Below are 23,646 nucleotides of genomic sequence, written 5' to 3' on the forward strand. Positions count from 1 at the left end.
TTTCAGCTCAAGTGGGGCAAGGCTTTGGTCAATCTTGTTCACCCCTAGGTCTAAGTCAGTTTTGTAAAGTTTTGTAAAAATAATCCTTGCTCGGCATAAAACTTAGGCTGACCCCCGAAAAGTTTTTAGAAGCTAACAATAAAGGATTTTTCAGTATGGGCACCAATACCTAGACAGTAAATATATCAAATTCTGATCGTTGTCAAGACTAAATTGATGTTAGATCAAGTCCGGTTAATCACTTCCCAAATAGACGCTGGATTTTTGGTAATGGGTAATCGGTAATGGCTAATCGTCAACTAGCAATTACCAACTAGCAATTACCAACTAGCAATTACCAACTAGCAATTACCAATTACCTATTACCTATTACCTATTACCTATTACCAATTACCAATTACCAATTTCGCTCAGATGATAGCTGACATTAAAACTATAAAGCTAAGTGGAGTTCGTTGAAGTGGATAAAAGTATTTCCCCTGATCTAGAAACAAGTGATAATACTACTAAAAGCCAAAATAAATTGCATTCTCAACTGCAACAAAACCCGATTGCAATTGTCGGTATGGCAGCTTTGTTTCCTAACGCTAGAAATTTGCAGGAATATTGGGAAAATATTCTTGGCAAAGTTGATTGTATTACTGATGTTCCTAGTTCCCACTGGAATGTAGAGGACTATTATGACCCAGACCCTAAAACTCCTGACAAAACCTATGCTAAACGCGGTGGATTCCTACCAGATGTCAAGTTTGATCCTCTAGAATTTGGTCTGCCACCCGATACCCTCGAAGCCATTGATTCTGCTCAATTGCTTGGTCTGATGATGGCAAAGACAGCACTGGCAGATGCGGGCTATGACAAATCTCGGGAATTTAACCGGGAAACTACTGGAGTCATCCTCGGTGGCAGTGGGTTATGGAAAAGCATTACACCTCTGACCACCCGCTTACAGTACCCGGTTTGGGAAAAGGTTCTCAAAAGTAGTGGCTTCTCCGATGAGGATACCCAAAAAATCATTGAGAAAATTAAATTAGCCTATGTGTCATGGGAAGAGAACTCGTTTCCTGGCATGTTAACCAATGTGGTTGCAGGACGAATTACTAACCGTCTGAACTTAGGGGGAACTAACTGTACCGTAGATGCAGCCTGTGCTAGCTCCCTGAGTGCGCTTAAGATGGCGATTAGCGAACTGTTGGAACGTCGCTGTGACATGATGCTCACGGGAGGGTTTGACACCGACAATTCTATCCTCAACTACATGTGTTTCACCAAAACCCCTGCCTTTTCTAAAAAAGACTATTTGAATCCGTTCGATGCATCCTCCGATGGCATGATGGTGGGTGAAGGTTTAGGTATGTTGGTGATTAAACGCCTGGAGGATGCGGAACGGGATGGCGATCGCATTTATGCCGTCATCAAAGGTATTGGTACATCCAGTGATGGTCGATACAAGAGTATCTACGCTCCTCGTCCAGAAGGACAAGTCAAAGCATTGCGTCGAGCCTATCAAGATGCAGGCTTTTCTCCCTCAACAGTTAGCTTGATGGAAGCCCATGGCACAGGAACCCCAGCCGGTGACTTCTGTGAATTTACCGCATTAAATAATGTCTTTAGCGAGAATAACTCGAAGAAACAACATATCGCCTTAGGAAGTGTTAAATCCCAGATTGGTCATACAAAGGCGGCGGCGGGGTCTGCGAGTCTGATTAAAACAATACTAGCTCTCCATCACAAGATTCTACCGCCGACGATTAATATCACTCAACCCAACCCCAAGTTTAAGATTGATGAGTCTCCGTTTTACCTGAATACAGACGTGCAACCCTGGCTGCGGAAAGGCGATACCCCCAGACGGGCGGGAGTGAGTTCCTTTGGGTTTGGAGGTACTAATTATCATATCGTCCTGGAAGAGTATACCAAAGCACAACCTGGTCCGTTTCGTATACACAAGACTCCTGAGTCAATTCTACTGTCGGCTAATACTCCAGAAGAGTTGTTAAGTCGATGTGAGGCTGTCATCGCCCAATTAGAATCAGAGACTGCTCTGGAGCACTATCAAGAACTGATTAACTCCTGTAAATCCTTAGTCGTTCCTGTGGATGCTGCTAGAGTGGGCTTTGTGGCAACATCCTTAACTGAAGCTTGCCACTTGCTCAAGCTGACGATAAAGATGCTGCAAAAACAAGGGCAAGCAGAATCCTGGGAACATCCCCGTGGCATCTACTACCGCCAGACAGGTATTTCTTCTGAAGGCAAAGTGGTGGCTCTATTTCCTGGTCAAGGCTCTCAGTACCTGGAGATGGGTAAGAAACTGGCACTCAACTTCCCCCCAGTGCAAGATGCCTATAATGCTCTTGATGACCTGTTTATTAACGATGGTTTAAAACCCCTTTCTCAAGTTGTTTTCCCTTACCCTGGGTTTGATGACAATCAAAAGGCGACTCAGACTGAGGTTATACAGCGTACTGAAAATGCTCAACCCGCCATTGGTGCTTTCAGTGTGGGTCTGTATAAAATCCTGGAACAAGCTGGGTTTAAGCCGGATTTTGTGGCAGGACATAGCTTTGGAGAACTGACAGCACTTTGGGCTGGTGGAGTATTAAGCGACGCAGATTACTTCTACCTAGTTAAAGCTCGGGGTCAAGCTATGGGTACCCCCCAGAATGTTGACGATTGTGATTCTGGCACCATGCTAGCGGTGAATGGCGATATCGGTAAGGTGGAGCGAATCATCTCTGGTATGTCTTATCTGAAGATAGCCAATTATAATTCTCCGAATCAGGTCGTGCTCTCTGGATCTAAGCCAGAAATTGCCACCTTACAACAAATTCTGACCAAACAAGGCTATTCCGTTAACCTATTACCCGTATCAGCCGCATTCCATACTCCGTTTGTCTCTTATGCCAGTCAACCCTTTGCTGAAGCCTTGCGGTCTGTTACTTTCCACAGTCCTAAACTCCCAGTCTATGCCAATACCACTACTGAACCTTACCCCCATGACTCTGAGGCGATTCAAGAAATCCTAGAAACCCAGATGCTCAAGTCAGTGCGGTTTGAGCAAGAAATAGAAAACATTTACGGCAATGGTGGTTATTACTTTATCGAAATTGGACCGAGACGAATCCTCACCAATTTGGTCAAGAATACCCTAGGCGATCGCCCCCATATCGCCATCCCCCTCAATCCTAGTCGGGAAAAAGATAGTGATTTGCAACTGCGGCAAGCAGTGATGCAGTTACGGGTAGCGGGCTTGCCTTTACAAAACCTAGATCCTTATCAACATGAGCCTATCCTTACCAAAACCAAAGGTAGCAAACGGATGCAGGTGCCCTTAAGTGGCAGTAACTACATCAGTGAGAAGACCAAAGCGGCTTTTGAGCAAGCGTTGCAGGATGGATACCAGGTTAAGTCACAGGTTAAGTCAATTGTCACTGAACCTGATTCTAAGTTGCTTTCAAACCTGTTATCTGAACAAACCAACGTGGAAACAAGCGGAAACGGACACACAGAAACAGAGGGAAATGGCACAACAGAGCTAATTACCTCTATCAATGCAACTGAGGATCAGACAACTCCTGTGGCTCAATCTCTGCCATCTGAAATGATAACGGTTACCGAAGACATCACTCCGTCTCCATCGGCACCGAGTCTTCTCCAAGATACGCCAGAGCACACTCCCGATTTAGCGCCAGTGCTTTCCTTAGCTGAACCAACTGACACTCCAGATTTCACTCAAAATTTCAATCCTGTTGTTTCTATTATCGAATCAGAAGACATGTTACACACTACATCTCAAACCAACGCTAATGTCCAGCCAGTGGTAGGCAACAGTCTAGAAGCACTACTGAATCAATTTAGTCACCATCAATCAGAAATTCTGCGAGTGCATGAACAGTATCTTAATAGTCAGGCACAGTGTGCTCAAATCTTTTTACAACTGATTCAGCAACAATCTGGCTCTTTAATTCTTAGCAAAACCAAACAGTCAGTCCAGTTGAAGCCAGTGAAGGCACAAGTTCAGCAACAGCAACCTGCCTCGATTACTTCTAGCAACACTCAACAGTTGCCTCAACAGTTGCCTCAACAGTTGCCTCAACAGTTGCCTCAACAACAGTTGTCTGAGCCGACTCCTGCTCCTGCTCCTACTCGCACGACTACTCCAGTAGTTGCTGAATTTCAAACTAGCTCAGTGACTGAGCCAACCAAGCCAGTAACTCCTGTATCTATTCCTCAAGCGCAACCTGTAGTAGCAGAAGTGCCTCAGCAGCCTAAGGTTCGTCAAATTTCTGAGTATATTCAGGCTCGCACTCCCGAGACAGCACCATCTCCAGCGGCTCCTGTAACACCTACCACTACGGAAACTGTCTCGTCACCTGAAGCCACTGAAGCCACTTCTATATCAGAGTCTGCTCTGGGCGAGTCTTTGTTAAATGTCGTCAGTGACAAGACTGGTTATCCCGCAGAAATGTTGGAACTAGATATGGATTTAGAGGCAGATTTAGGGATTGACTCGATTAAACGGGTGGAAATTATGGGTTCAGTGCAGGATATCTACCCTGAACTGCCCAAAGTGAGTCCAGAGGCCCTAGCAGAAAAGCGCACTCTTGGTGAGATTGTTGAGTACCTGGAAAACCAAATGTCAATGGCTCAAAAAAAAATAGCGTAGCCAATCCGGTAGATCAGCAACCCCTTCCCAATCACCCGATTCAACGTCGCCTTGTCAAACTGATGCCACTACCAACTCCTGATTTCTGGGAATTTCCCAAACCTCAGCGCTCTACTTGTTTACTGACCGATGACGGTTCCTTGACCACCAGCAGGCTAGCGCAACTCTTAATTCAACGAGGTTGGCAGGTGGTGGTCATCAGTTTACCTCAGTCTCTGGTGGCCCAACAGCCACCCCTACCCCCAGAAGTCAATCGTCTCTTGCTTACAGAGTTGAGGGAGGAGTACTTGCAACAGCAATTGGAATTGGTTTTAGGGACTTATGGTTCGATTGAAGCCTTTATCCACCTACATCCTGTCACTCAAGAGCTCCATAATAACCGATTCTCCTATCTCAAAGCTGAAAAGGCTATCCTCAAGTATGTGTTTCTCATGGCTAAGCACTTGAAGACATCACTAACTCAAGCGGCGCATCAGGGGCGTAGTTCTTTTCTGACCACTGCTCATCTAGATGGTGAATTTGGACTAGGAGGAAAAATCGACTTTGGTGTCATTGGTGGTGGTCTGTTTGGTCTAACCAAAACTCTCAACTTAGAGTGGCAAGGGGTATTTTGTAGAGCTATTGACTTCAGTCCGGAGTTGGATCCGGAAACGACAGCACAAGCGGTGATGACTGAACTTTATGATCCCAATTCCCTGATCTTAGAGGTGGGATACAATTCCGAAGGACGGGTGACACTAGTATCTGAAACACCGATGGCTGCGTAGGGTGCGTTAGGGAAGGGCTCGCCGTAATTTTCCGCCTCTACCGCCAGTGTTAGGATAGCCGGTCTGGAAATGAAACGGGCAAGATGCCCGTTCCACCAAGATGCCCGTTCCACCCACCAGGTCTATAGGTTAAGTAATAATCCGCAGAGGGTTTACCTGCTGCGGATTAACTATATAGCAAAGGGAACAGGGAACAGGGAACAGGGAATATGGCATCAAAAATTCTCACAATTCCGACACGGATTGCTCTTTTCCTCAATTCTCAATTCTCAATTACCAATTACCAATTACTAATTACCAATTACTAATTACCAATTACCAATTACTAATGCATAATGTTAAGAATTGTAAAAACTACTTCACTGTGCATAAAAGATAAAACTTGCCCTGAAAAGTATTTAGAGGATTAAACTCACAGATTTTTCTGTTGGTAAACACTACCTCGGAGATCAGCCTAATGAACCAACACACTACAATTAATTCATCATCCGTTGTTCTGGTCAGCGGTGGTGGAAGAGGGGTTACGGCTCAATGCGTAATTAAACTAGCAGAGCAATATCGGTGCAAATTTATTCTGCTGGGTCGCTCTTGTATTGCTGACACTGAACCAGAATGGGCTAAAAATTGCTTCGACGAGTCCGAATTGAAAAAGCGAATCATGCAGGATTTGATCGCCCAAGGTGAAAAGCCCACACCTGTCAAAGTTAAAAAACATTTTAATACTATATCACGAGGACGAGACATTACTAAAACTATCTCTACTATTAAACAGATTGGAGGAGAGGCAGAGTATCTTAGTGTAGACGTTACCAATAGTGCTGATTTAAATGCTAAGCTAGCACCAGTAATTCAGTGCTTTGGAGCGATTACGGGAATTATTCATGGAGCGGGTAACTTAGCCGATAAGTTGATTGAAAAAAAATCAGAGCAGGATTTTGAAACAGTTTACAATACCAAGATTGAAGGGTTAGAAAGCTTACTTAGCTGTGTCCAACCCAGTCAATTAGACTTCATTGTTTTATTTTCCTCCTTTGTAGCATTTTACGGCAATCCTGGTCAATCCGATTATGCCTTAGCTAATGAAATCCTTAATAAGTATGCCTATGTACTAAAGCATAAGTATCCCAATTGTCACGTAGTTTCTATCGGTTGGGGGCCTTGGGATGGGGGGATGGTCACCCCGGAATTAAAGAAGTTTTTTGCCCAGCAAGATATGGAATTAATTTCCGTGGATGTGGGAGCAAAAATGTTAATTGATGAATTAAATAGTTCTGATCAGGAGACTGCACAAATTCTAGTGATGAGCCGTCCGATTGTTGGCTCCCCTAAGCAGCTATCTCCTGAAAAACAGACATTCCGGATTCAGCGAAAATTAACTTTATCCGAGAATCCTTTTGTCTGTGACCACGTGATTGCCTCTCATCCAGTTTTACCAGCCATGTGTGGTATCTCATGGATTGCCAATACTTGTGAACAACTCTATCCCGGTTACAAATTTTTCAGTTGTGACAACTACAAAGTTCTCAAAGGAATTGTTTTCGACAACACCCTGGCCAATTCCTACACGCTGGATTTAAAAGAAATTAAAAAATCTCAAGGTTCAATAGAATTTGAAGCACTGGTTTCGAGCGAAAGCACCATAAAAATACCTCATTATCATTACAAGACTCAAATAAAGCTGGTGCAGGAAATTCCTCAAGCTACTACTTATGAGTCATTTAATAGTACCCAAAATCCAGCACTTCTGAGTCTGTCACCTTATCAAAATGGCACCTTATTCCATAAACCCCGTTTTCAGGGAGTGAAGCGAATTCTCAATATCAGTGCTGAAGGATTGACTGTTCAATGTAGTTTGGAGAGTTTGGACGTCAAACAACAAGGTAAATTTCCAGTCCAGGCATTCAATCCTTACACCGCTGATATTTTATTTCAAGCTCTACTAGTTTGGGTTAGGTACTTTGATGATTTAGGTAGCTTACCTTTGCAGTTTAGCAAACTGGAACAGTTTAGTTTGATTCCATTTAATCAGGAATTTTATATTTCATTGGAGATTGATTCAAGGAGTGACAATCGAGTAGTTGCTAATGCTACGGCTCACGAGGCTCAAGGAAATATCTATCTAAAGATTGACCAAATGCAGGTGACCAGCAGCTCTCGACTTAATCACCTATTTATGGAAAACACTTGTTCAGATTTGGTTTGTTCTTGAATGTTGAATGTTGAATGTTGAATGTTGAAGGTTTAGGGTAGGTTGAATGTTGAAGGTTTAGGGTAGGTTGAAGGTTTAGGGTAGGTTGAAGGTTTAGGGTAGGTTGTTTGTCAGAATGCAGAATGTATAATTCTAAATTCTAAATTCTAAATTCTTCATTCTTAATTCTTAATTCTTAATTCTCAATTCTTAATTTGAAAACGTTAGGGAATAACAATAAAAATGGAAATAGCGATTGTCGGCATGGATGCTATTTTTGGTTCCTGCCAAGGATTGGATAAGTTTGCAGCTAGCATTTATGATGGCAGCCAGCATTTTCATCCTATTCCTCATAACCGATATCAAGGTAGGGCGCAAAATCAGCAATTATCAGCAGAAGTGGGTGGTGACAATGGTACCTTACCACGGGGAAATTATTTTCAGGACGTTGATATCAATGCTTTTAATTTTAACTGCCAAAGTAATGAGATTGACAGGTTAAATTATCAGCAATTACTGATAAGCAATGTTGTTGATAATGCTTTGAAAGATGCGGGTTTTAAGCCAGGGAATACACCGCTAAAAAATGTGGCAGTGATTACCTCACTTAGCTCTGGAGTTCCAGTGGCTCAAAGGGATAGCAGGTTGCATCTGGATAGAGTCCTGGAGGAATCCCTGAGCACAAACAAGATGGTTTATGATTCTGATCAAGTATCTGTCTTGAAGAGCGCTAGTAGTGGGCAATCCGGTTATGCGATCGCTAATTCAAATCCTAATTCAAACCCTAATTCCAATTCCGTTAGTAATCAAGACCATAGTGTGGCTAGTGAAATGGCCACTTTATGGAATATTTCGGGTCCTACGTTCACCGTAGAGGCTGCTGAAAATTCGGTTATCAAAGCTCTGGATATAGCACAAATACTGCTAAAAGCTGGAGAAGTAGAGGCGGTGGTTGTTGGTGCTGTGAATCTTGTCGATGAATTTGACCAGGTTCGATTGGGTAATGGCAACAGTAATACAGGTGAACCTACCCTAAGTTACGATTATAATGCTAATGGCTCGATCATGGGTGAAGGAGCAGGTGCTGTTGTTTTAAAACGAGCGGAACAAGCCAAGCAGGATCAAAACCGCATCTATGCTGTGATTGATGGGATTAACTGGATCGCTAATAGTGCGATTACTGGTGCTGAATCAGTTAAGCAATCCTGTGAGCAGGCTTTTGAGAAAGCTGGAGTGAAGCCAAGGGATATTGGTTATCTAGAAGTGTTTGGTAGTGGTGTGCAACAGCAAGACCACTCAGAAATTCAGGGATTAATTGCAGCCTATCAAGGGGATAATTCCCAATTGAGCTGTTGTTTAGGTAGTGTTAAATCCACTATCGGTCATACTTATATTGCTTCTGGTATAGCGAGTTTAATTAAAACCGCTCTGTGCCTTTATCATCGCTATATTCCCGCCACTCCCAACTGGTCAAAACCGAAACAGCCGGAGCTTTGGAAAGAAAGTCCTTTTTATGTTGCTAATGAATCGAGACCTTGGTTTCTGACACCAGGACAAGTAAAACGAGTGGCTGCTATTAATAGCTTAGCTGGGGATGGCAGTTATGGACACTTAATCTTATCAGAAGATTTGAGTGAAACAGAGCGCAGCAACGGATACTTAGAACAAGCTCCCTTCTATCTTTTCCCAATTGCAGCTAATGACCAATCTGCTTTACTAGAGCAGCTTGATGTGCTAGAGCAAACTATTGAAAATAGCTCTTCGATGTCTCAAGCTGCTAGCGAAACCTTTGCCAAGTTTCAACGTTCAAACCAGGCAACTTATGCGCTAGCAATTGTTGGGGGTGATAAAGCTAAAGTGATGCGGGAAATCGAGCGGTCGCGACCGGGTATCAAGGGTGCTTTTGCCAAAGGGAAACCCTGGAAAAGTCCTCTTGGTAGCTATTTTACGGCCAATCCCCTCGGTAAAAAGGGTGCGATCGCATTTGTTTATCCCGGTGCCTTCAATTCCTACATCGGTATGGGTCGGAAACTATTCCAGTTGTTTCCCAAAATTTATGACCGCGCTGCTAGCTTGATTTCCAATCCTGGTGAATTTTTCCGGGAGAAACAGCTCTATCCTAGAAGTCAGCATCAATTATCAAAACGGGAGCTAGAAGACCTAGAAACCAAATTAGCTGATACTCCCTTGTCGATGCTGGAAACAGGAACTGGCTTTGCGGTGCTCTTCACCCAGATCCTGAGAGAGTATTTCCAGGTGCAGCCCCAAGCTGCCTTTGGGTACAGCATGGGGGAAAGCACGATGATGTATGCCCTAGATGTTTGGTCCAATGCTGACTATGGCAGTAATTTCGTCAATTCCTCTGAGCTATTTCGTAGTCGCCTAGCTGGTTCCCAGAAAGCAGTGCGAGACCATTGGGGGATGACCAAGCCACAGCAGCAGGATGGGACAGAATTGTGGAGTAGTTATGTGCTGATGGCACCAGCATCTACAGTTAAGGAATGCCTGAAACAGGAAAACCGAGTCTATTTGACCCACATCAACACCCCGACGGAAGTGGTGATTGCGGGAGAGCCCGAAGGCTGTAAGCGTGTAATTGAAGCCTTGAACTGCGACTCATTCCGTTCTCCCACCAACTTGGTACTCCACTGTGAGGCAATGGCTTCTGAATACAATGAGCTTAGCAAACTCAATAGTGTATCAGTTAGCAAAACACCAGACATTGTATTTTATTCCTCTGCCCGCTACACACCAATTCCCCTTGACCAAAACTCCATTGCTAATCACTTAGCTCAAGGGGTCTGTCAGGAGCTTGACTTTCCTCGGCTAATTAACCGTGCCTATGATGATGGAGCCAAACTATTCATTGAGTTGGGCTCTGGAGGTACTTGTACACGATGGATTAGTGACACCCTCAAACAGCAAGACCATCTCTCGGTGTGCATCAATCCTAAAAGGGGAGATGATCTCGCTGCTGTAGTTAAAGTTTTGGCACAATTAGTCAGTCATCAGGTATCTCTGAATTTGTCCCCACTGTATTCTTCAGTGTCAGAAACTTCAGGATCACAAACGTTAGTGTCAGTAACCGGTAATCAAGACAAATTGCTGGAAACCAAACGAAAATATGATATCAACAATTCTGGGATTATCGTCGCTAACTTTGACAAATCTGTGGGTTTCAATTCCAAGCCAGTAGCAGAGTTGAGCCAACCTATGGCTGAAACCAAAACTATGACCCTAGTAAAATATCAGATTCCTAGCCAAGAATTCACTTACCAAGAAACTGTACCTGTGAATTCTCCTACTATCCCAGAAACATCTACTACTATTATCTTTAATGCCGACGATGTACTGGAATTTACAGAAGGAAAGGTTTCACGAGTCTTTGGTAAAGATTTTGAAAGTATTGATGCTTATGCCCGACGAGTGCGACTCCCTTCTCCTCCTTATCTATTTATTAGTCGAGTCACTAAACTAGAGGGTGAACGAGAGAACTATAAAACGGGTGTGATCGAAACTGAATATGATCTACCTGCAAATGCTTGGTATGCGGTCGATGGTCAAGTTCCCCTAGGAATCTGTAAAGAAGCCGGTCATGGCATCTTACTGTTACTAAGTTATCTAGGGTCTGACTTCGAGAATAAAGGTAAACGGTCATTTCGTTTACTTGACCTGACAGCTACATTTTTAGATAAACAACCCGAAGCCATAAAAACTCTCCGCTATGAAGTCAGAATCACATCTCATGTGATAACTGAAGATAGCTTACTGATATTTTTTAAGGGAGAATGTTGGATTGGTGATACACTTTGGATGAAATTAGATGGAGGCTGTGCTGGACTATTTTCTGATCAAGAACTTGCCCAAGGACAGGGGATTGTATCTACGGAAGAAGACAATAAAGCACTTAACAGCATCCAGCCACAGCATTTCCAACCCTTGCTCTCCTGCGAAAAACTTATTTTTGACCAACAAGACCTGCTCCACTTAAGCCAAGGAAATATTGCTGCTTGCTTTGGGAGTAATTACCAACAACAGGGCAATCCATCACTGCGTTTGCCTCCCCAGAAACTGTTGATGATTGACCGTGTCATTGACATTGATACCCAAGGAGGAGCAGCAGGATTAGGCTTAGTGATGGGGACAAAATCCGTGACACCAGAGGATTGGTATTTTCTCTGTCACTTTAAAAATGACCCTACCATGCCTGGTAGTCTCATGGTTGAAGGAAGTTGTCAGTTGTTGCAATTTTATCTACTGTTCTTAGGGCTACAAACCCGTACGGTAGATGCTAGGTTTCAGCCCATTGCTGAACTTGCCATGAGTTCTCGTTTTCGCGGACAAGTCACTCCCGGGTCTGGTACATTAGTCTACCAACTAGAAATTACTGAAATCGGACTGTCTCCCCAACCGTTTGCGTCCGCTAACGTGGATATTATCTTTGCTGGCAAAACCATTGCTGCGATTAAGAACTTGGGCTTACAGTTATCGGAAAAACAGCCAGTATCTCAAAAGCAGCTAGGGACATTACCTAGTCAAATCACCACACCTGAACCACCAGCTTTATTTAGTTCAGAGCAACTCAAAGAACTGGCGCAAGGTTCTGTGACTCGCTGTCTGGGACAAGAATTCAAAATTTATGACAATCGCCGTTGCGTCCGTGTACCGAATAATGAGTTTTGCTTAATTAGTCGAGTCTTAGATGTAGAGGGTAAACGGCACGAATTAAAGCCAAATTCAACAATTACTACAGACTATGATGTTTCTCCAACAGCTTGGTTCTATAACCACAACTCCTACCCTTATTTGCCTTATTGTGCATACATTGAAATTGCAGGTCAACCGTGCATTTTCTTGGGTGTTCACTTGGGTACAACTTTGTTATTCCCAGATGAAGATCTATATTTCCGAAATCTGGATGGTGAAGGAAAAGTTCTCAAGGATATCGATCTCCGAGGCAAAACTATCACTGACAAGGTGACAATGCTCTCATCAACTGCTGTCAAAGGCGCGATTATTCAAAAGTTTGATTTCCAACTGTTCTGCGATGGGGAAGAATTTTACCAGGGGAATATGGTATTTGGGTATTTTAGTCACCAAGTACTGGCTAACCAAGTGGGTTTAGATAATGGTAAACTAGTGCCACCCTGGTATGAACAAAGTTTAAATTGTAGCGCGATTACGATTAACCTGAAAGCTCCTGAAAATCGGCAGAAATTTTATCACGCTCCACCTCATAAGCCTCATTACCGTCTAGCTCACAGTCAGTTAGATTTTCTAGATGATGTTATGATTATAGAAGCAGGCGGAAAGTATCAAAAAGGCTACATTTATGCCAGTACAGAGATTACCCCAAATGACTGGTTTTTCTCCCGTCACTTTTATCAAGATCCAGTGATGCCAGGGGCGCTAGGGGTGGAAGCTATCTTGCAAGCTATGCAAGTTTATGCCCTGGAGCTAGATTTGGGTAAATCCTTTAAATCACCTCGGTTTGGACAAGTCCTTAATCATCAAATTACTTGGAAATATCGGGGTCAGATTACTCCAGAAAACCGCAAAATGTTCTTGGAAGTTCACATCTCATCTATTGAAGTTGAGAATGAACAGATCAAGATTATTGGTGATGCTAGTTTGTGGAAAGATAACATGAGGATTTACGAAATTAAGGATATTGCGATTGGCTTGTTAGAAGCCTAGGGCGTGTCTTCAAAGTTTTCCGCAAGATTTAGATCCCCCCCAGCCCCCCGCGCGGAAGGGGGGAGCCATGTTTTCCGCAAGATTTAGATCCCCGCCAGCCCCCTTAATAAGGGGGGAGCCATACTCAAAGTCCCCCTTTTTTAAGGGGGATTTAGGGGGATCTCCGAGTTGAAAACACGCCCTAGGGTTTAAGGATTTAGCTGATAGCTATCAGCTATCAGTGGTCAGCTATCAGCTAATGGGTTAGGTCACAGGCTGGAAGCCTGTGCCACCCTACACCCTAAACCCTACACCCTACTCCCTACTCCCTACTCCCTACTCCCTACTCCCTACACCCTACACCCTACTCCCTACTCCCTACTCCCTACTCCCTATTAAAACCATGTTAGAAAACGGCAATAAACCAAACAATTCATCCGCTACTATATTAACTGAAAATTACAGTAACTACAATAGTTTTCATGGGATAAATTCAAGTCAGCCAAGTTATTCAGAGTTAATTTCTTTTGATGATATTGGAATTCAAACTAAGCTGCTGAATTTACAGCAACCCTGTTATGTAGTTACCAACCAAGGTCGGATTGGAATCGCTAATCAAAGCAATGGGTTTGATAGTTATCAAAGTCAGCTGGTACAAACCCTGATGGTTGCGCCATCGCTGCCACCTCAACAATTAGGCGATCGCAATTTCCGAGAGTTTCATGGGCTTAAGTATGCCTATGCTGCTGGTGCGATGGCGGGAGGTATTGCTTCGGAGGCTATGGTTATTGCTCTGGGCAAAGCTGGAATTCTCGGTAGTTTCGGCTCTGCTGGTTTAGTACCTAACCGGGTTGAAGCTGCCATTAAACAAATTCAAGAAGCCCTGCCCCACGGTCCCTACGCTTTTAATCTAATTCACAGCCCTAGTGAAGAAGCTTTAGAACGAGGAGCGGTTGAGTTGTATCTCAAACACGGTGTCAAGACCGTTGAGGCTTCTGCTTTTATGGATTTAACTCCTCATATTGTATATTATCGAGCTGCTGGATTGAGTCTCAATTCAGTGGGTGAAATTGAGGTAAATAACAAAATCATTGCTAAAATTTCTCGTCCAGAAGTAGCTAGGAAATTTTTAGAGCCAGCCCCAACTAAACTTCTGCGGCAACTGGTTGAACAAGGATTGATTACCGAGTTACAGGCTACCCTAGCTGAAAAAATCCCGATGGCGGATGACATCACGGTAGAAGCAGATTCTGGTGGCCATACCGATAATCGTTCTTTAGTCTGTCTTCTGCCTTCTATCATCGTATTGCGGGATGAAATTCAGCAGCAATACGGTTACCAGCAACAAGTGAGAGTTGGTGCTGCAGGAGGGATTGGCACACCAGAGTCAGCCTTAGCGGCTTTTATGATGGGGGCGGCTTATGTGGTGACTGGGTCAGTTAATCAAGCCTGTGTGGAAGCTGGTACCTCTGACCACACCAAACGCTTACTGGCTAAAGCTGGTATGGCTGACGTAACCATGGCTCCCTGTGCGGATATGTTTGAGATGGGGGTGAAGGTGCAACTACTCAAACGAGGTACTCTCTTCCCAATGCGAGCTCAAAAATTGTACGACCTGTACAGAAGCTATAACTCGATTGAAGAGATTCCTGTTGAGGAAAGAAATAAGTTAGAAACCCAAGTGTTGGGCAAGAGTATTGAATCGGTTTGGCAGGATACAGTAGCCTATTTCACTAAACGGGACCCTGAACAAATTACCCGAGCTACTAACAATCCTAAGCGCAAAATGGCTCTAATTTTCCGCTGGTATCTAGGCTTATCATCTCGCTGGTCTAGTGCTGGTGAAAAGGGTCGGGAAATGGATTATCAAATCTGGTGTGGTCCTGCTATGGGTTCCTTTAATGAATGGGTAAAAGGGTCTTACTTAGCTCAACCCGAAGCGCGCCATGTGGTAGATGTTGCCCACCACATTATGACTGGAGCTGCTTACTTATATCGCCTGCAAAGTTTGAAACTACAGGGATTACAAATGCCAGGGCATTATAGTTATTATTGTCCGATGCCTTTAAGCTAGTAATGTTAGCTATCAGCGGTCAGCGGTCAGATTAATCGTAGGGTGGGCAGTGCCTAGCAATGAGTTTTGTAAGGTGATATGTATTAAGCACTGCCCACCGACAGGAACTAGATTAATCGTAAGGTGGGCAGTGCCTACTAAGGTGCTTTTTTAGCTGATATGTATCAAGCACTGCCCACCGACAGGAACTAGATTAATCGTAAGGTGGGCAGTGCCTACTAAGGTGCTTTTTTAGCTGATATGTATCAAGCACTGCCCACCCTACATAAGCTGATAGCTGATAGCTGATAGCTAACAATTCATCCTAACATTATCTACCCCCAAAAAAAAAATTTTCAAAACCCTTGACAATTAAAACTATAATCATTACAATAATCATTACAAACATAATTGATTTTTTTAGTCATGTCTACAGACTTTATCCCGAATCACGACAATAATGCTGATGATTATAACGGAAAGAAACAACGTATTAAGTACATTAAGGGTTCTCCTGAAGCAGTTACCAAAACTATTTACGGCCTTTATGCACTCGGGTATGGGTCGCTTTCGGACTGGAGCCCTTTGCAGCCCACGGGAATTCCAGGGCAAGTAATTAGTTTTGTAACCAAGTCTTCGACTTGGCGTTAATAGGTTAAATTTCTGGGGGGGTTTCCCCCCCGGCCAAAGGCTCGGGTTTATTCGGGTAGAATCACATCCGGATTGATTCGGAAACTGATAGACAAGACAATTGCGTTTGCAGCACTGAAATAGCCGTGGATAGTATTTCTACGGCTATTTTTTTTTGGTTTTAATTTATTGGTAAGAAGCCCGCGCTGTCCCGTTAGGGCGACGTTGGGAGTATGTCACAACTACTATCCTGCCCCCCGTCTTTAGACCGGAGAGTGTCAACATAGGCTTGTCTTAAATTTGTCAGATGATAGTTGTGTTTTAAGATTGAGCTGTCACGAACGTTATACTTAATGTCTTCTAGGAAGAGCAGTTCAACCACGGACGGAGCCAATTCGGGATTTTCCATGGCAGTTTCAAACAGCAACTTGGTGTCGCGGATGAAAAAGAAGTCCAACATAGTAATTTAGCAATAAGTAAGATGCACCTGTGTGATCAGCTGTGCGGGTATACACAGCTGCTAATGGTTTATCTCATTTTTGTAAAAAATCAGGAAAGAATGTGCTGATCCGTGGGCTTAGTTTTGCTTAGCGTACGCCCTTGAGTTGGGATGTTGGTTTTTGCTACTGGTGCGATGCGCTACGCGAACAGAATATCGCAATGCTAGAAGTCAGTTTCAGCTACAACCACCTATCCCAGGACATCTGTCTGAAACATTCTGTGGGTTTATAAACACAACGAGGCGGGGTTTATTAAGAAATATTTACATTTTTTTGACAATAAGTATTTTTTATGATATTACACTATAGCTAAACTTGCCTAGTATAGATGCGATCGCGTAGCGTGGCCTACGGCCAATCGCATAAGCGCGGAAGCTGAGGCCGTAGGCCACGCTTTGCGTTCGCGTAGCGTCGGCTTTGCCGAAACGCTTCATCGCGTAGCGTGGCCTAAGGCTGCCCACCCTACATCAAATAAAATCAATTTGGGGCTACACCGATGGTGGGCAGTGCCTAGCAAGGGGCTTTGTCAGGAGATATTATCTGTATCAAGCACTGCCCACCCTACATGAACTACGGCCACGCTACGCTGCCCACCCTACATCAACTAAAATCAATTTGGGGCTACACCGATGGTGGGCAGTGCCTAGCAAGGGGCTTTGTCAGCTGATCTGACTCTGTATCAAGCACTGCCCACCCTACATGAACTAAAAGCGATCGCACTGTTCCCTGTTCCCTAAAATCTAGAAATTGTGTACCTCACAAGTCGTAGAATTGCTATAACCATTACCTCTATGCTCTGGAATCGCATTCGACAAGTTATCTATGCTGCCTTAACAGCCATCGGTTTCGTCTGGACAAACTACTATTTGGTGCAGTTCATTATTATCACTAAAGGAAAGCTAAGCCTGGCTAATTTTCTTAACTTCGATATTGCTTTGTTTATCAAACAAATTTATGCTTATCCCGCCTCCAGTTTTATTGGGATAGATGTGAGTGTTGCAGCCTTGTGTGCAATCGTGGTGATTGTAACAGAAGGGCGACGGCTCAAAATGAGGTTGTGGGGTCTTTATATTGTCGCTATTTTTTTAGTATCCTTTGGTTTTGGATTTCCGTTGTTTCTGTTGATGCGGGAACGCAAGCAGATGGAAGTGCTAGGTCTAGCAGGAGATACTCAGGAGGAAAAGACTTCACCAACGTAAGAATTATCGGAAAAAATCAATAATTAATCGCACTACCGCTTTTGGATTGGGATGTTGGTTTTTGCTACTGATGCGTTCGCGTAGCGTGGCCTACGGCCAATCGCATAAGCGCGGAAGCTTTGCTGCGCTAAAAGCGTGGCCAACGGCCAATCGCTTTTAGCGCAGCAAAACTGATCGCAACAGCAGAACAGCGGCAGGGTTGTGAGGGAAGCCTATGTTACCACTATATAGTTGGTTACTTAGAGCATCCCATATAGCAGTAGTGAACCCTGTCCTGATCAGGTTAAGCACCATGGGGATGAAGAACACAAGGAAATTTATTCGCGCGTAAGTATTTCCGGAATCCTGATTCATTGACTGTAATCTGTACTAAGAAACGAGGCAACATTCACTTCAACATCAAATGAATTGTAATAATTTTTGTCCCCTACTCCCTATTCCCTACTCCCTACTCCCTACTCCCTACTCCCTGTTCGCTGTTCCCTTTCCTATATATGATGATCGCTGATGAAAGCTAAAAACGTTCTGAGACGATATGCAGCAGGAGAAAGGAATTTCCGAAGGGTAAATCTTAGAGGTCAGTCATTCCAGGGGCAAGACCTTTCAGGAGCAGATTTTAGTTACGCTGATATTCGAGGAACGAACTTTAAGAATGCTAATCTAACCGGAACTAACTTCTGTAAGGCGAAGGCTGGATTACAAAAACGGTGGGTAATTGTTCTTCTGTTGGTTTCCTGGTTATGGTTAGGAGTATCAGCATTGGCCAGTTTATATATAGGTCATTTAATGCCGTCTGTATTTTTTGGCTCTTACAACGTAAGGATGTCATTGTTACGTGGAATAGGTTTTGTTTTAATAATTGTCCTATTTGCTGTTATTCTTCGTCAAGGTATTGGAGGAGTTTTTGCTGTATCTTTTTCCGCTAGCATAACGTTAACATTGGCCATAAGTCTCGTTGTAGCTGCAACCGGAAAATTTGCCGTATTTTCTAGTATAACCTATAGCACAATCTTTTCTTTAGCCGCATTTGGAGTTGTATCTGTAGTAGTAGCTATATTCTTAGCCGGAGCCATAGCTGTAGCAGAAGTCGGAGGAGTTGTCATAGTAGTGGCAAACGTAGTCATAGGTTTCGTCGGAGCAATGGTTTTGCTCCGACTTGGACCCGGTGGATATGGATCTGTAGCATTAGTGGTAATTGTAATTATATTTAATATTTATCTGGGTTGGCGTGCTTTACAAGCAGATCCCAGAGATGCCTGGATTCGTAGTATTGCTATTGCCTTTGCTGCCACAGGAGGTACCAGTTTTTACAAGGCCGATTTAACCGATGCTGATTTTACGGGAGCTACCCTCAAAAGTACAGACTTAAGGAAGGCTACTATCACTCATACTTGTTGGCGGAAAACTATTAAACTTGATCGAGCTAGACCAGGGACGAGCTACCTTCAATATAAAAACATTAGACAATTGCTGATAACTGGAGAGGGACAAGATAAAAACTTTGAACAGCCCAACTTAAGAGGTATTAATTTAAAGGGAGCTAATCTACAAGATGCTAGCTTCATCGGAACAGACTTAAACCGAGGTAACTTACAAAATACTAATTTATCTAGAGCTAAGTTAGTTCAAACATTACTAGAAGGAGCAGATTTAACCAGAGCCACCTTAACAGGAGCATATATCGAAGATTGGGGAATCAGCAATACTACTAAACTAATTGAAATTGATTGCGATTATATTTTTCTAAAACTACCTACTAAAAATGCTCCAGACCCTCAACGTCGTCCTGCTGACCAAGAGATAAATTTTGAACCGGGTGAATTTGCTAAATTAGCTCAAAAAATTACCAATACTGTCGATTTAGTTTTTAAAGATGGTATCGACTGGCAGACTTTTCTGAAAACGTTTCAAGAACTTAAAGTTCAAGTAAAAAGCGACACAGGAGAGCTACCAGTCATACAGACAATAGAAAATAAAGGCGACGGTGCTTTTGTTATTCGTGTCAAAGTCCCTGAGGTGGTTGATGAAGCAGAATACGAACGAAAATTTTGGGCAAAATACAAGCCAATGTTAGAGGCTAAAGATAGAGAAATAAGGTTTTTATCTGAACAAACCGATTTTTATACTAAACAAATAGAATTTATACGTAAAGACAATACTAGATTAATAGGAGTTGTTGAAACAATGGCAGATAAAGAAACTATTAGAATTGATAAAATTGACAGGCGTGACCAGCGTGGGGCCAAGTTTAACGTTGGTAGTAACTATGTCGAAAGAGCTGATTCTGTTAGTAGTCAGCAAAGCTATGCTAATCAAAATAACTACGAGGGAAATGACAAAAACCTAGCGGAAGCAGCAGCAGAAATCCAGCAACTTCTAAACCAACTATCCCAGAGTAATCCTACTACAACAAGTAAAGAAAAGATGATAGTTGTCAGTGAAGTTGTTGACCGAATTGAGAATAATCCAACCCTAAAAGCTAAGGTAATCAATGCTCTGAAAGCAGGAGGAGTGGAAGCTTTCAAGGAAACTCTAGACCATCCCTTAGTTAACGTTTTGATGGCTACGATTGAGGGATGGGCGGAGGCTTAGGGGTAAGCTATCAGCTTAAGCGCTACGCGCACGCTACGCGAACAGTAAGCCCTTGTAGGGTGCGTTAATGAAATGTAACGCACCAAATTAAGGTTGATAGGGTCTACCCTAAGGTTAACCACCCAAAAACTTCCTCAACTGTCACTTCTAACTCTACTCCATTGAGAATCGGTAACGTAGACGTTCCTGAAAAGATTTCCAATCGTTGAGTCTCATCGATCACGATAATACTTTCTTCTTCCGGATCAATTAACCATCCTAGTTCAGTTCCGTGACGCAAACAGTGGATGAGGTTGCTGAGGACTTTAGTTTGTCTTTGGTCTGGGTAAAGAATTTCGATTGCCCAATCTGGAGGTATTTGAAAGCGGTTGGCAATTTTGCCAGTTGGTTCAATGGGGATGTTTTCCCAACGAAAGACTGTGATGTCGGGAATAATTGATTGACCCCCAAAGGTACAGCGCAGTTCGGGGAAACCCTTGGCAATTTTGTTGGGATTAGCGACTCGATTGATAGCTTGACACAATTCAATTTGAAGCAGACTATGTTGGCCTTGTGCCATGGGCTTAAGAATGATTTCCCCATTGATAAATTCTGATCGGGGTTTGGTTTCTGGGAGTGTGAGGAACTCCTCTAAGGTTAGGGGTGGAGTGGCTGTGGTCATATTTGACATCTCCCCCACTTAAAAGAGGGGGATTCTATGAGGTTGTTACGCGGGAGGGTAAACCCGTCCCGCTCCACCACTCATCCGATATGATCTAGACAATGAATTGAACAGGTTGTATCGGTGCGGGAGTGTCAAAGCTCCCCTAGCCACCTTGGTCAGGTCGAATGACTGTGTGGTTACTTTGCGAAGGATGTTGGCAGCGCCGTTAGCATCGGCGTTGATCAACTTTCCGGAAGCAGTCCTATACAGACCGCGTCTAATTCGTTTACCGGATGGCTTCCATCCTACGGGTTTTGCACCGTGCTTCGGCAAGGAATCACCATCTAAAAAAGACGCTTTACTGGTATAAGACTCTTCAGTGACTATTAATTTTATGCCATACTCAGGGCAGAGTTGCTCAAGTCTTTCTATCAACCGCTTGGTAGGGATAATTACAAATTTTTGATTCCCCTGATTCCCCATGTTGGAACAATTTTTCTGCCCTTCGTTCCAGCCAATAACTAAATTACCTATTCCATCATTCAGACAGCGGTTAATTATAAGTCGAGCAGCTTTATTTATAGCATCTCGCATCTGATTATTGCGCTTTAATTGGATTCTGTCTAAGTTGGAATCCCAGTATTTTTCTGATTTACCAGATTTGTGTTTGGCTACCCGCCGACAATAGTCCTGATTCATGGCTTTGAGTTTTTTGCCATCAATGATAAAGCTTTTTCCCAAAGTTGAGACGCAGGTCAACCAGTTGTCGCCACCATGGTCTATACCTATAGCTTGGGAGTAATCAAGATTTGGATTATTAGTTACTGGCTGTTTCCCGTCATCAATCACCCAGTCGATCCATAACTGACCATAACAGGGGCGAATGGTTACCTCTTTGACCCAATCCGGATCCACAAAATCGGGAGGAATTAAGGTTATCTGAGGAACGCAGTTCCGGCTTGCTTTCTTTGCTAACAGATGGATAAAATAGTCCTTCTTTATATGTCAGCGCTTGCTTAGGGAAAGTGACAGCCGAAAACCCTCCTGACTTCCTATAACGAGGGAATAATGGTCTATCTACCTTCCCTTGATAATACAAGCCGACTAATCTGTTATAGCTAGAGATCGCCTCCCCTAAAGTTTTCAAGGTTTGTTGAGCAGACTGAGCGGCCATACCTTTGTAATGAGGAGACATCTTTAAGGCTTTATCCAGTTCGGGGTACTTAGTGGCACACTTGTAGGTTTTCCAGCCAGCTCTTAGCTCATCGCCGCGCCAGTAAGTAGTATAAGCTTCTTGCTCTTCCAGCCAATGATAATGTTTTTGTTTTGCGTAATAAACAGCGCAATTAAACAAGCTATTAGCTTGTTGACATTGGAATTCCCAGAAGGCTTTTTCTTCATCTGAAAAGTTAGCTTTTACTGGGATTGTTTTGTACAATTGTCATCACCTCCTTAGCTTTTTTACCATGACTCCAGTATAGGCGTTGGTTCTGGATATGTCAACAACAGATAAACGGAAAACTATAAAAAGAATGAGAGGGGTTCCAGTACATCATGAGGAACTAAAAAAGCCCCACACTGTTTGGTTTACTGGGAGTGCGTGGAAATGGCTACAGTTGTCAGCTAAGGAATCGAATACCAGTGTTGGGGAACTACTAGAAAACTGGGTAAGAGAGAAGATGGACACGACTGGATGAATCCAGTCTCTGTGTTTCATCCCGGAGACGAAACCAAAGAAGAGTGAAGCCTTACTACAAAGTCTTAAACATGCATCTGCATAGCCAGTCACCTATAAAGGCGACCCTCTGATTGCGGTAACTTCTGACCCCGGCTAAAGCACGGGGGTTCTCACATTTCAGGATGTTTTGATAGCAATTCTCAGGACGAGAGAGGTACAAATTTCTGAGTTTTAGGGAGCAGGCAACAGGCAACAGGCAACAGGCAACAGGCAACAGGCAACAGGGAAAAAATTCTGTGTACCTCGTAGCCTATCGCTTCTAAAGCCAGTTATCCAGTTTAAGATCAGAGATACGCTCAAACTCTATTGTGTTGTTAGTAATAAGTGTAAGGTCATAAACAAGTGCGATCGCGGCTATTTGTATATCCATTGCCCCAATAACATCCCCACTTCTTTCCAAGATGGCACGCAGGTTACCACAAACATCTGCTGCCCCTTCATCAAAGGGCAAAACTTCAAGGGGTGAAACAAAAAGACGTACTGCCTCTTTGTTTTGCGCTGGCTTACCACTTTTGTATGCTCCGTAGAGCAGCTCGTAGAGAGTGATAGCTGAAACCGCTACATCCCCGGGTTCAAGAGAGCGGAAGCGTTTCAATATCTTTTCCGGTCTGCGATTGATGATGTAAATGCAAATATTGGTATCAAGCAGGTATTTCATTCAAAAATAGTTCCACGATCCTGAACAGGCTGCTGGTTGCGTCCATCTTTCATAAAATCATCCGAAAACATGGACAGGGATTGAAACAAATCTTCAAACCCCTCTTCAATGGGTTGCAGCAACACACCGCGACCATATCTGGATATTTTCACCTGCTTCCCAGGCATTCTATATTTTTTCGGTAGACGCACTTCTTGAGAGTATCCGTGTTGCGATAATTTAGCGTAATCCATAGTGAATATGCCCCTATAGTGTACACTATTTATTGTACATTAAATCTTCAATAATAGAATGCCGGAGTTGGACTCAAACCAACCTCTCCATAATTCAAAGTTA

General features: G+C 43.4%; 14 protein-coding genes and 2 pseudogenes. 10 read left to right on the plus strand and 6 right to left on the minus strand.

All coding sequences use genetic code 11. The features are described 5' to 3' along the window. The first annotated feature begins 460 nt into the window (after positions 1-460). From F6J90_RS11060 to F6J90_RS11085, 6 genes are all read left to right on the plus strand, one after another. Positions 461-4,666, plus strand: a complete 4,206-nt coding sequence (locus F6J90_RS11060) for a beta-ketoacyl synthase N-terminal-like domain-containing protein (RefSeq protein WP_293092915.1) — start codon at positions 461-463, stop codon at positions 4,664-4,666. 62 nt (positions 4,667-4,728) lie between these two features. Continuing rightward, on the plus strand, positions 4,729-5,433 hold the full coding sequence (locus F6J90_RS11065; protein ID WP_293092917.1) for a hypothetical protein: 705 nt from the start codon (positions 4,729-4,731) through the stop codon (positions 5,431-5,433). 457 nt (positions 5,434-5,890) lie between these two features. Continuing rightward, positions 5,891-7,642 (plus strand): SDR family NAD(P)-dependent oxidoreductase, encoded by a 1,752-nt coding sequence (locus F6J90_RS11070; protein ID WP_293092919.1) that lies wholly within the window; start codon positions 5,891-5,893, stop codon positions 7,640-7,642. 222 nt (positions 7,643-7,864) lie between these two features. Continuing rightward, a complete protein-coding gene (locus F6J90_RS11075) occupies positions 7,865-13,318 on the plus strand; it encodes a PfaB family protein (protein ID WP_293092921.1) in 5,454 nt (1,817 codons plus the stop codon). A 265-nt stretch (positions 13,319-13,583) separates the two neighbouring features. Next, positions 13,584-15,371, plus strand: a complete 1,788-nt coding sequence (locus F6J90_RS11080) for a PfaD family polyunsaturated fatty acid/polyketide biosynthesis protein (RefSeq protein WP_293092923.1) — start codon at positions 13,584-13,586, stop codon at positions 15,369-15,371. A gap of 405 nt (positions 15,372-15,776) precedes the next feature. Further along, positions 15,777-16,001 (plus strand): hypothetical protein, encoded by a 225-nt coding sequence (locus F6J90_RS11085; RefSeq protein ID WP_293092925.1) that lies wholly within the window; start codon positions 15,777-15,779, stop codon positions 15,999-16,001. A 193-nt stretch (positions 16,002-16,194) separates the two neighbouring features. Here F6J90_RS11085 and F6J90_RS11090 read toward each other — a convergent pair whose 3' ends face one another. Continuing rightward, the gene (locus tag F6J90_RS11090) at positions 16,195-16,440 is read right to left on the minus strand and encodes a hypothetical protein (RefSeq protein ID WP_293092927.1); all 246 of its coding nucleotides are present in this window, start codon (positions 16,438-16,440) and stop codon (positions 16,195-16,197) included. Positions 16,441-16,770: 330 nt separating this feature from the next. After that, a complete protein-coding gene (locus F6J90_RS11095; RefSeq protein ID WP_293092929.1) occupies positions 16,771-16,941 on the minus strand; it encodes a hypothetical protein in 171 nt (56 codons plus the stop codon). 288 nt (positions 16,942-17,229) lie between these two features. Between F6J90_RS11095 and F6J90_RS11100 the strand changes: the two genes are divergently transcribed. From F6J90_RS11100 to F6J90_RS11105, 3 genes and pseudogenes are all read left to right on the plus strand, one after another. Beyond that, positions 17,230-17,679: a DUF2834 domain-containing protein gene (locus F6J90_RS11100; RefSeq protein ID WP_293092931.1), complete on the plus strand. Its 450-nt coding sequence runs from the start codon at positions 17,230-17,232 to the stop codon at positions 17,677-17,679. Positions 17,680-18,186: 507 nt separating this feature from the next. Next, a pseudogene (locus tag F6J90_RS43545) lies at positions 18,187-18,336 on the plus strand (pentapeptide repeat-containing protein); the annotation flags it as partial. A 102-nt stretch (positions 18,337-18,438) separates the two neighbouring features. Then, entirely contained in the window at positions 18,439-20,271 is a 1,833-nt protein-coding gene (locus F6J90_RS11105) for a pentapeptide repeat-containing protein (protein WP_293092933.1), read from the plus strand. A gap of 103 nt (positions 20,272-20,374) precedes the next feature. On the opposite strand, the gene F6J90_RS11110 is transcribed toward F6J90_RS11105, so the two are convergent. Further along, entirely contained in the window at positions 20,375-20,932 is a 558-nt protein-coding gene (locus tag F6J90_RS11110) for a Uma2 family endonuclease (RefSeq protein ID WP_293092935.1), read from the minus strand. 45 nt (positions 20,933-20,977) lie between these two features. After that, positions 20,978-22,352, minus strand: a pseudogene (locus F6J90_RS11115) (transposase). A 94-nt stretch (positions 22,353-22,446) separates the two neighbouring features. On the opposite strand from F6J90_RS11115, the gene F6J90_RS11120 reads away from it, so the two are divergent. Further along, on the plus strand, positions 22,447-22,611 hold the full coding sequence (locus F6J90_RS11120) for a hypothetical protein (RefSeq protein ID WP_293092937.1): 165 nt from the start codon (positions 22,447-22,449) through the stop codon (positions 22,609-22,611). A 300-nt stretch (positions 22,612-22,911) separates the two neighbouring features. Here F6J90_RS11120 and F6J90_RS11125 read toward each other — a convergent pair whose 3' ends face one another. Further along, positions 22,912-23,310: a type II toxin-antitoxin system VapC family toxin gene (locus tag F6J90_RS11125; RefSeq protein ID WP_293092939.1), complete on the minus strand. Its 399-nt coding sequence runs from the start codon at positions 23,308-23,310 to the stop codon at positions 22,912-22,914. Next, positions 23,307-23,543, minus strand: a complete 237-nt coding sequence (vapB, locus tag F6J90_RS11130; protein WP_293092941.1) for a type II toxin-antitoxin system VapB family antitoxin — start codon at positions 23,541-23,543, stop codon at positions 23,307-23,309. The genes F6J90_RS11125 and vapB overlap by 4 nt, the downstream gene beginning before the upstream one ends. Positions 23,544-23,646 lie beyond the last annotated feature (103 nt).

This window comes from Moorena sp. SIOASIH, from assembly GCF_010671925.1.
Taxonomy (GTDB): domain Bacteria; phylum Cyanobacteriota; class Cyanobacteriia; order Cyanobacteriales; family Coleofasciculaceae; genus Moorena.

Coding starts and splice junctions, on each gene's coding strand:
- F6J90_RS11065 (WP_293092917.1), top strand. CDS start 4,729: ATGCCACTACCAACTCCTGATTTCTGGGAATTTCCCAAACCTCAGCGC.
- F6J90_RS11070 (WP_293092919.1), top strand. CDS start 5,891: ATGAACCAACACACTACAATTAATTCATCATCCGTTGTTCTGGTCAGC.
- F6J90_RS11075 (WP_293092921.1), top strand. CDS start 7,865: ATGGAAATAGCGATTGTCGGCATGGATGCTATTTTTGGTTCCTGCCAA.
- F6J90_RS11085 (WP_293092925.1), top strand. CDS start 15,777: ATGTCTACAGACTTTATCCCGAATCACGACAATAATGCTGATGATTAT.
- F6J90_RS11090 (WP_293092927.1), bottom strand. CDS start 16,440: ATGTTGGACTTCTTTTTCATCCGCGACACCAAGTTGCTGTTTGAAACT.
- F6J90_RS11110 (WP_293092935.1), bottom strand. CDS start 20,932: ATGACCACAGCCACTCCACCCCTAACCTTAGAGGAGTTCCTCACACTC.
- F6J90_RS11120 (WP_293092937.1), top strand. CDS start 22,447: ATGAGAGGGGTTCCAGTACATCATGAGGAACTAAAAAAGCCCCACACT.
- F6J90_RS11125 (WP_293092939.1), bottom strand. CDS start 23,310: ATGAAATACCTGCTTGATACCAATATTTGCATTTACATCATCAATCGC.
- vapB (WP_293092941.1), bottom strand. CDS start 23,543: ATGGATTACGCTAAATTATCGCAACACGGATACTCTCAAGAAGTGCGT.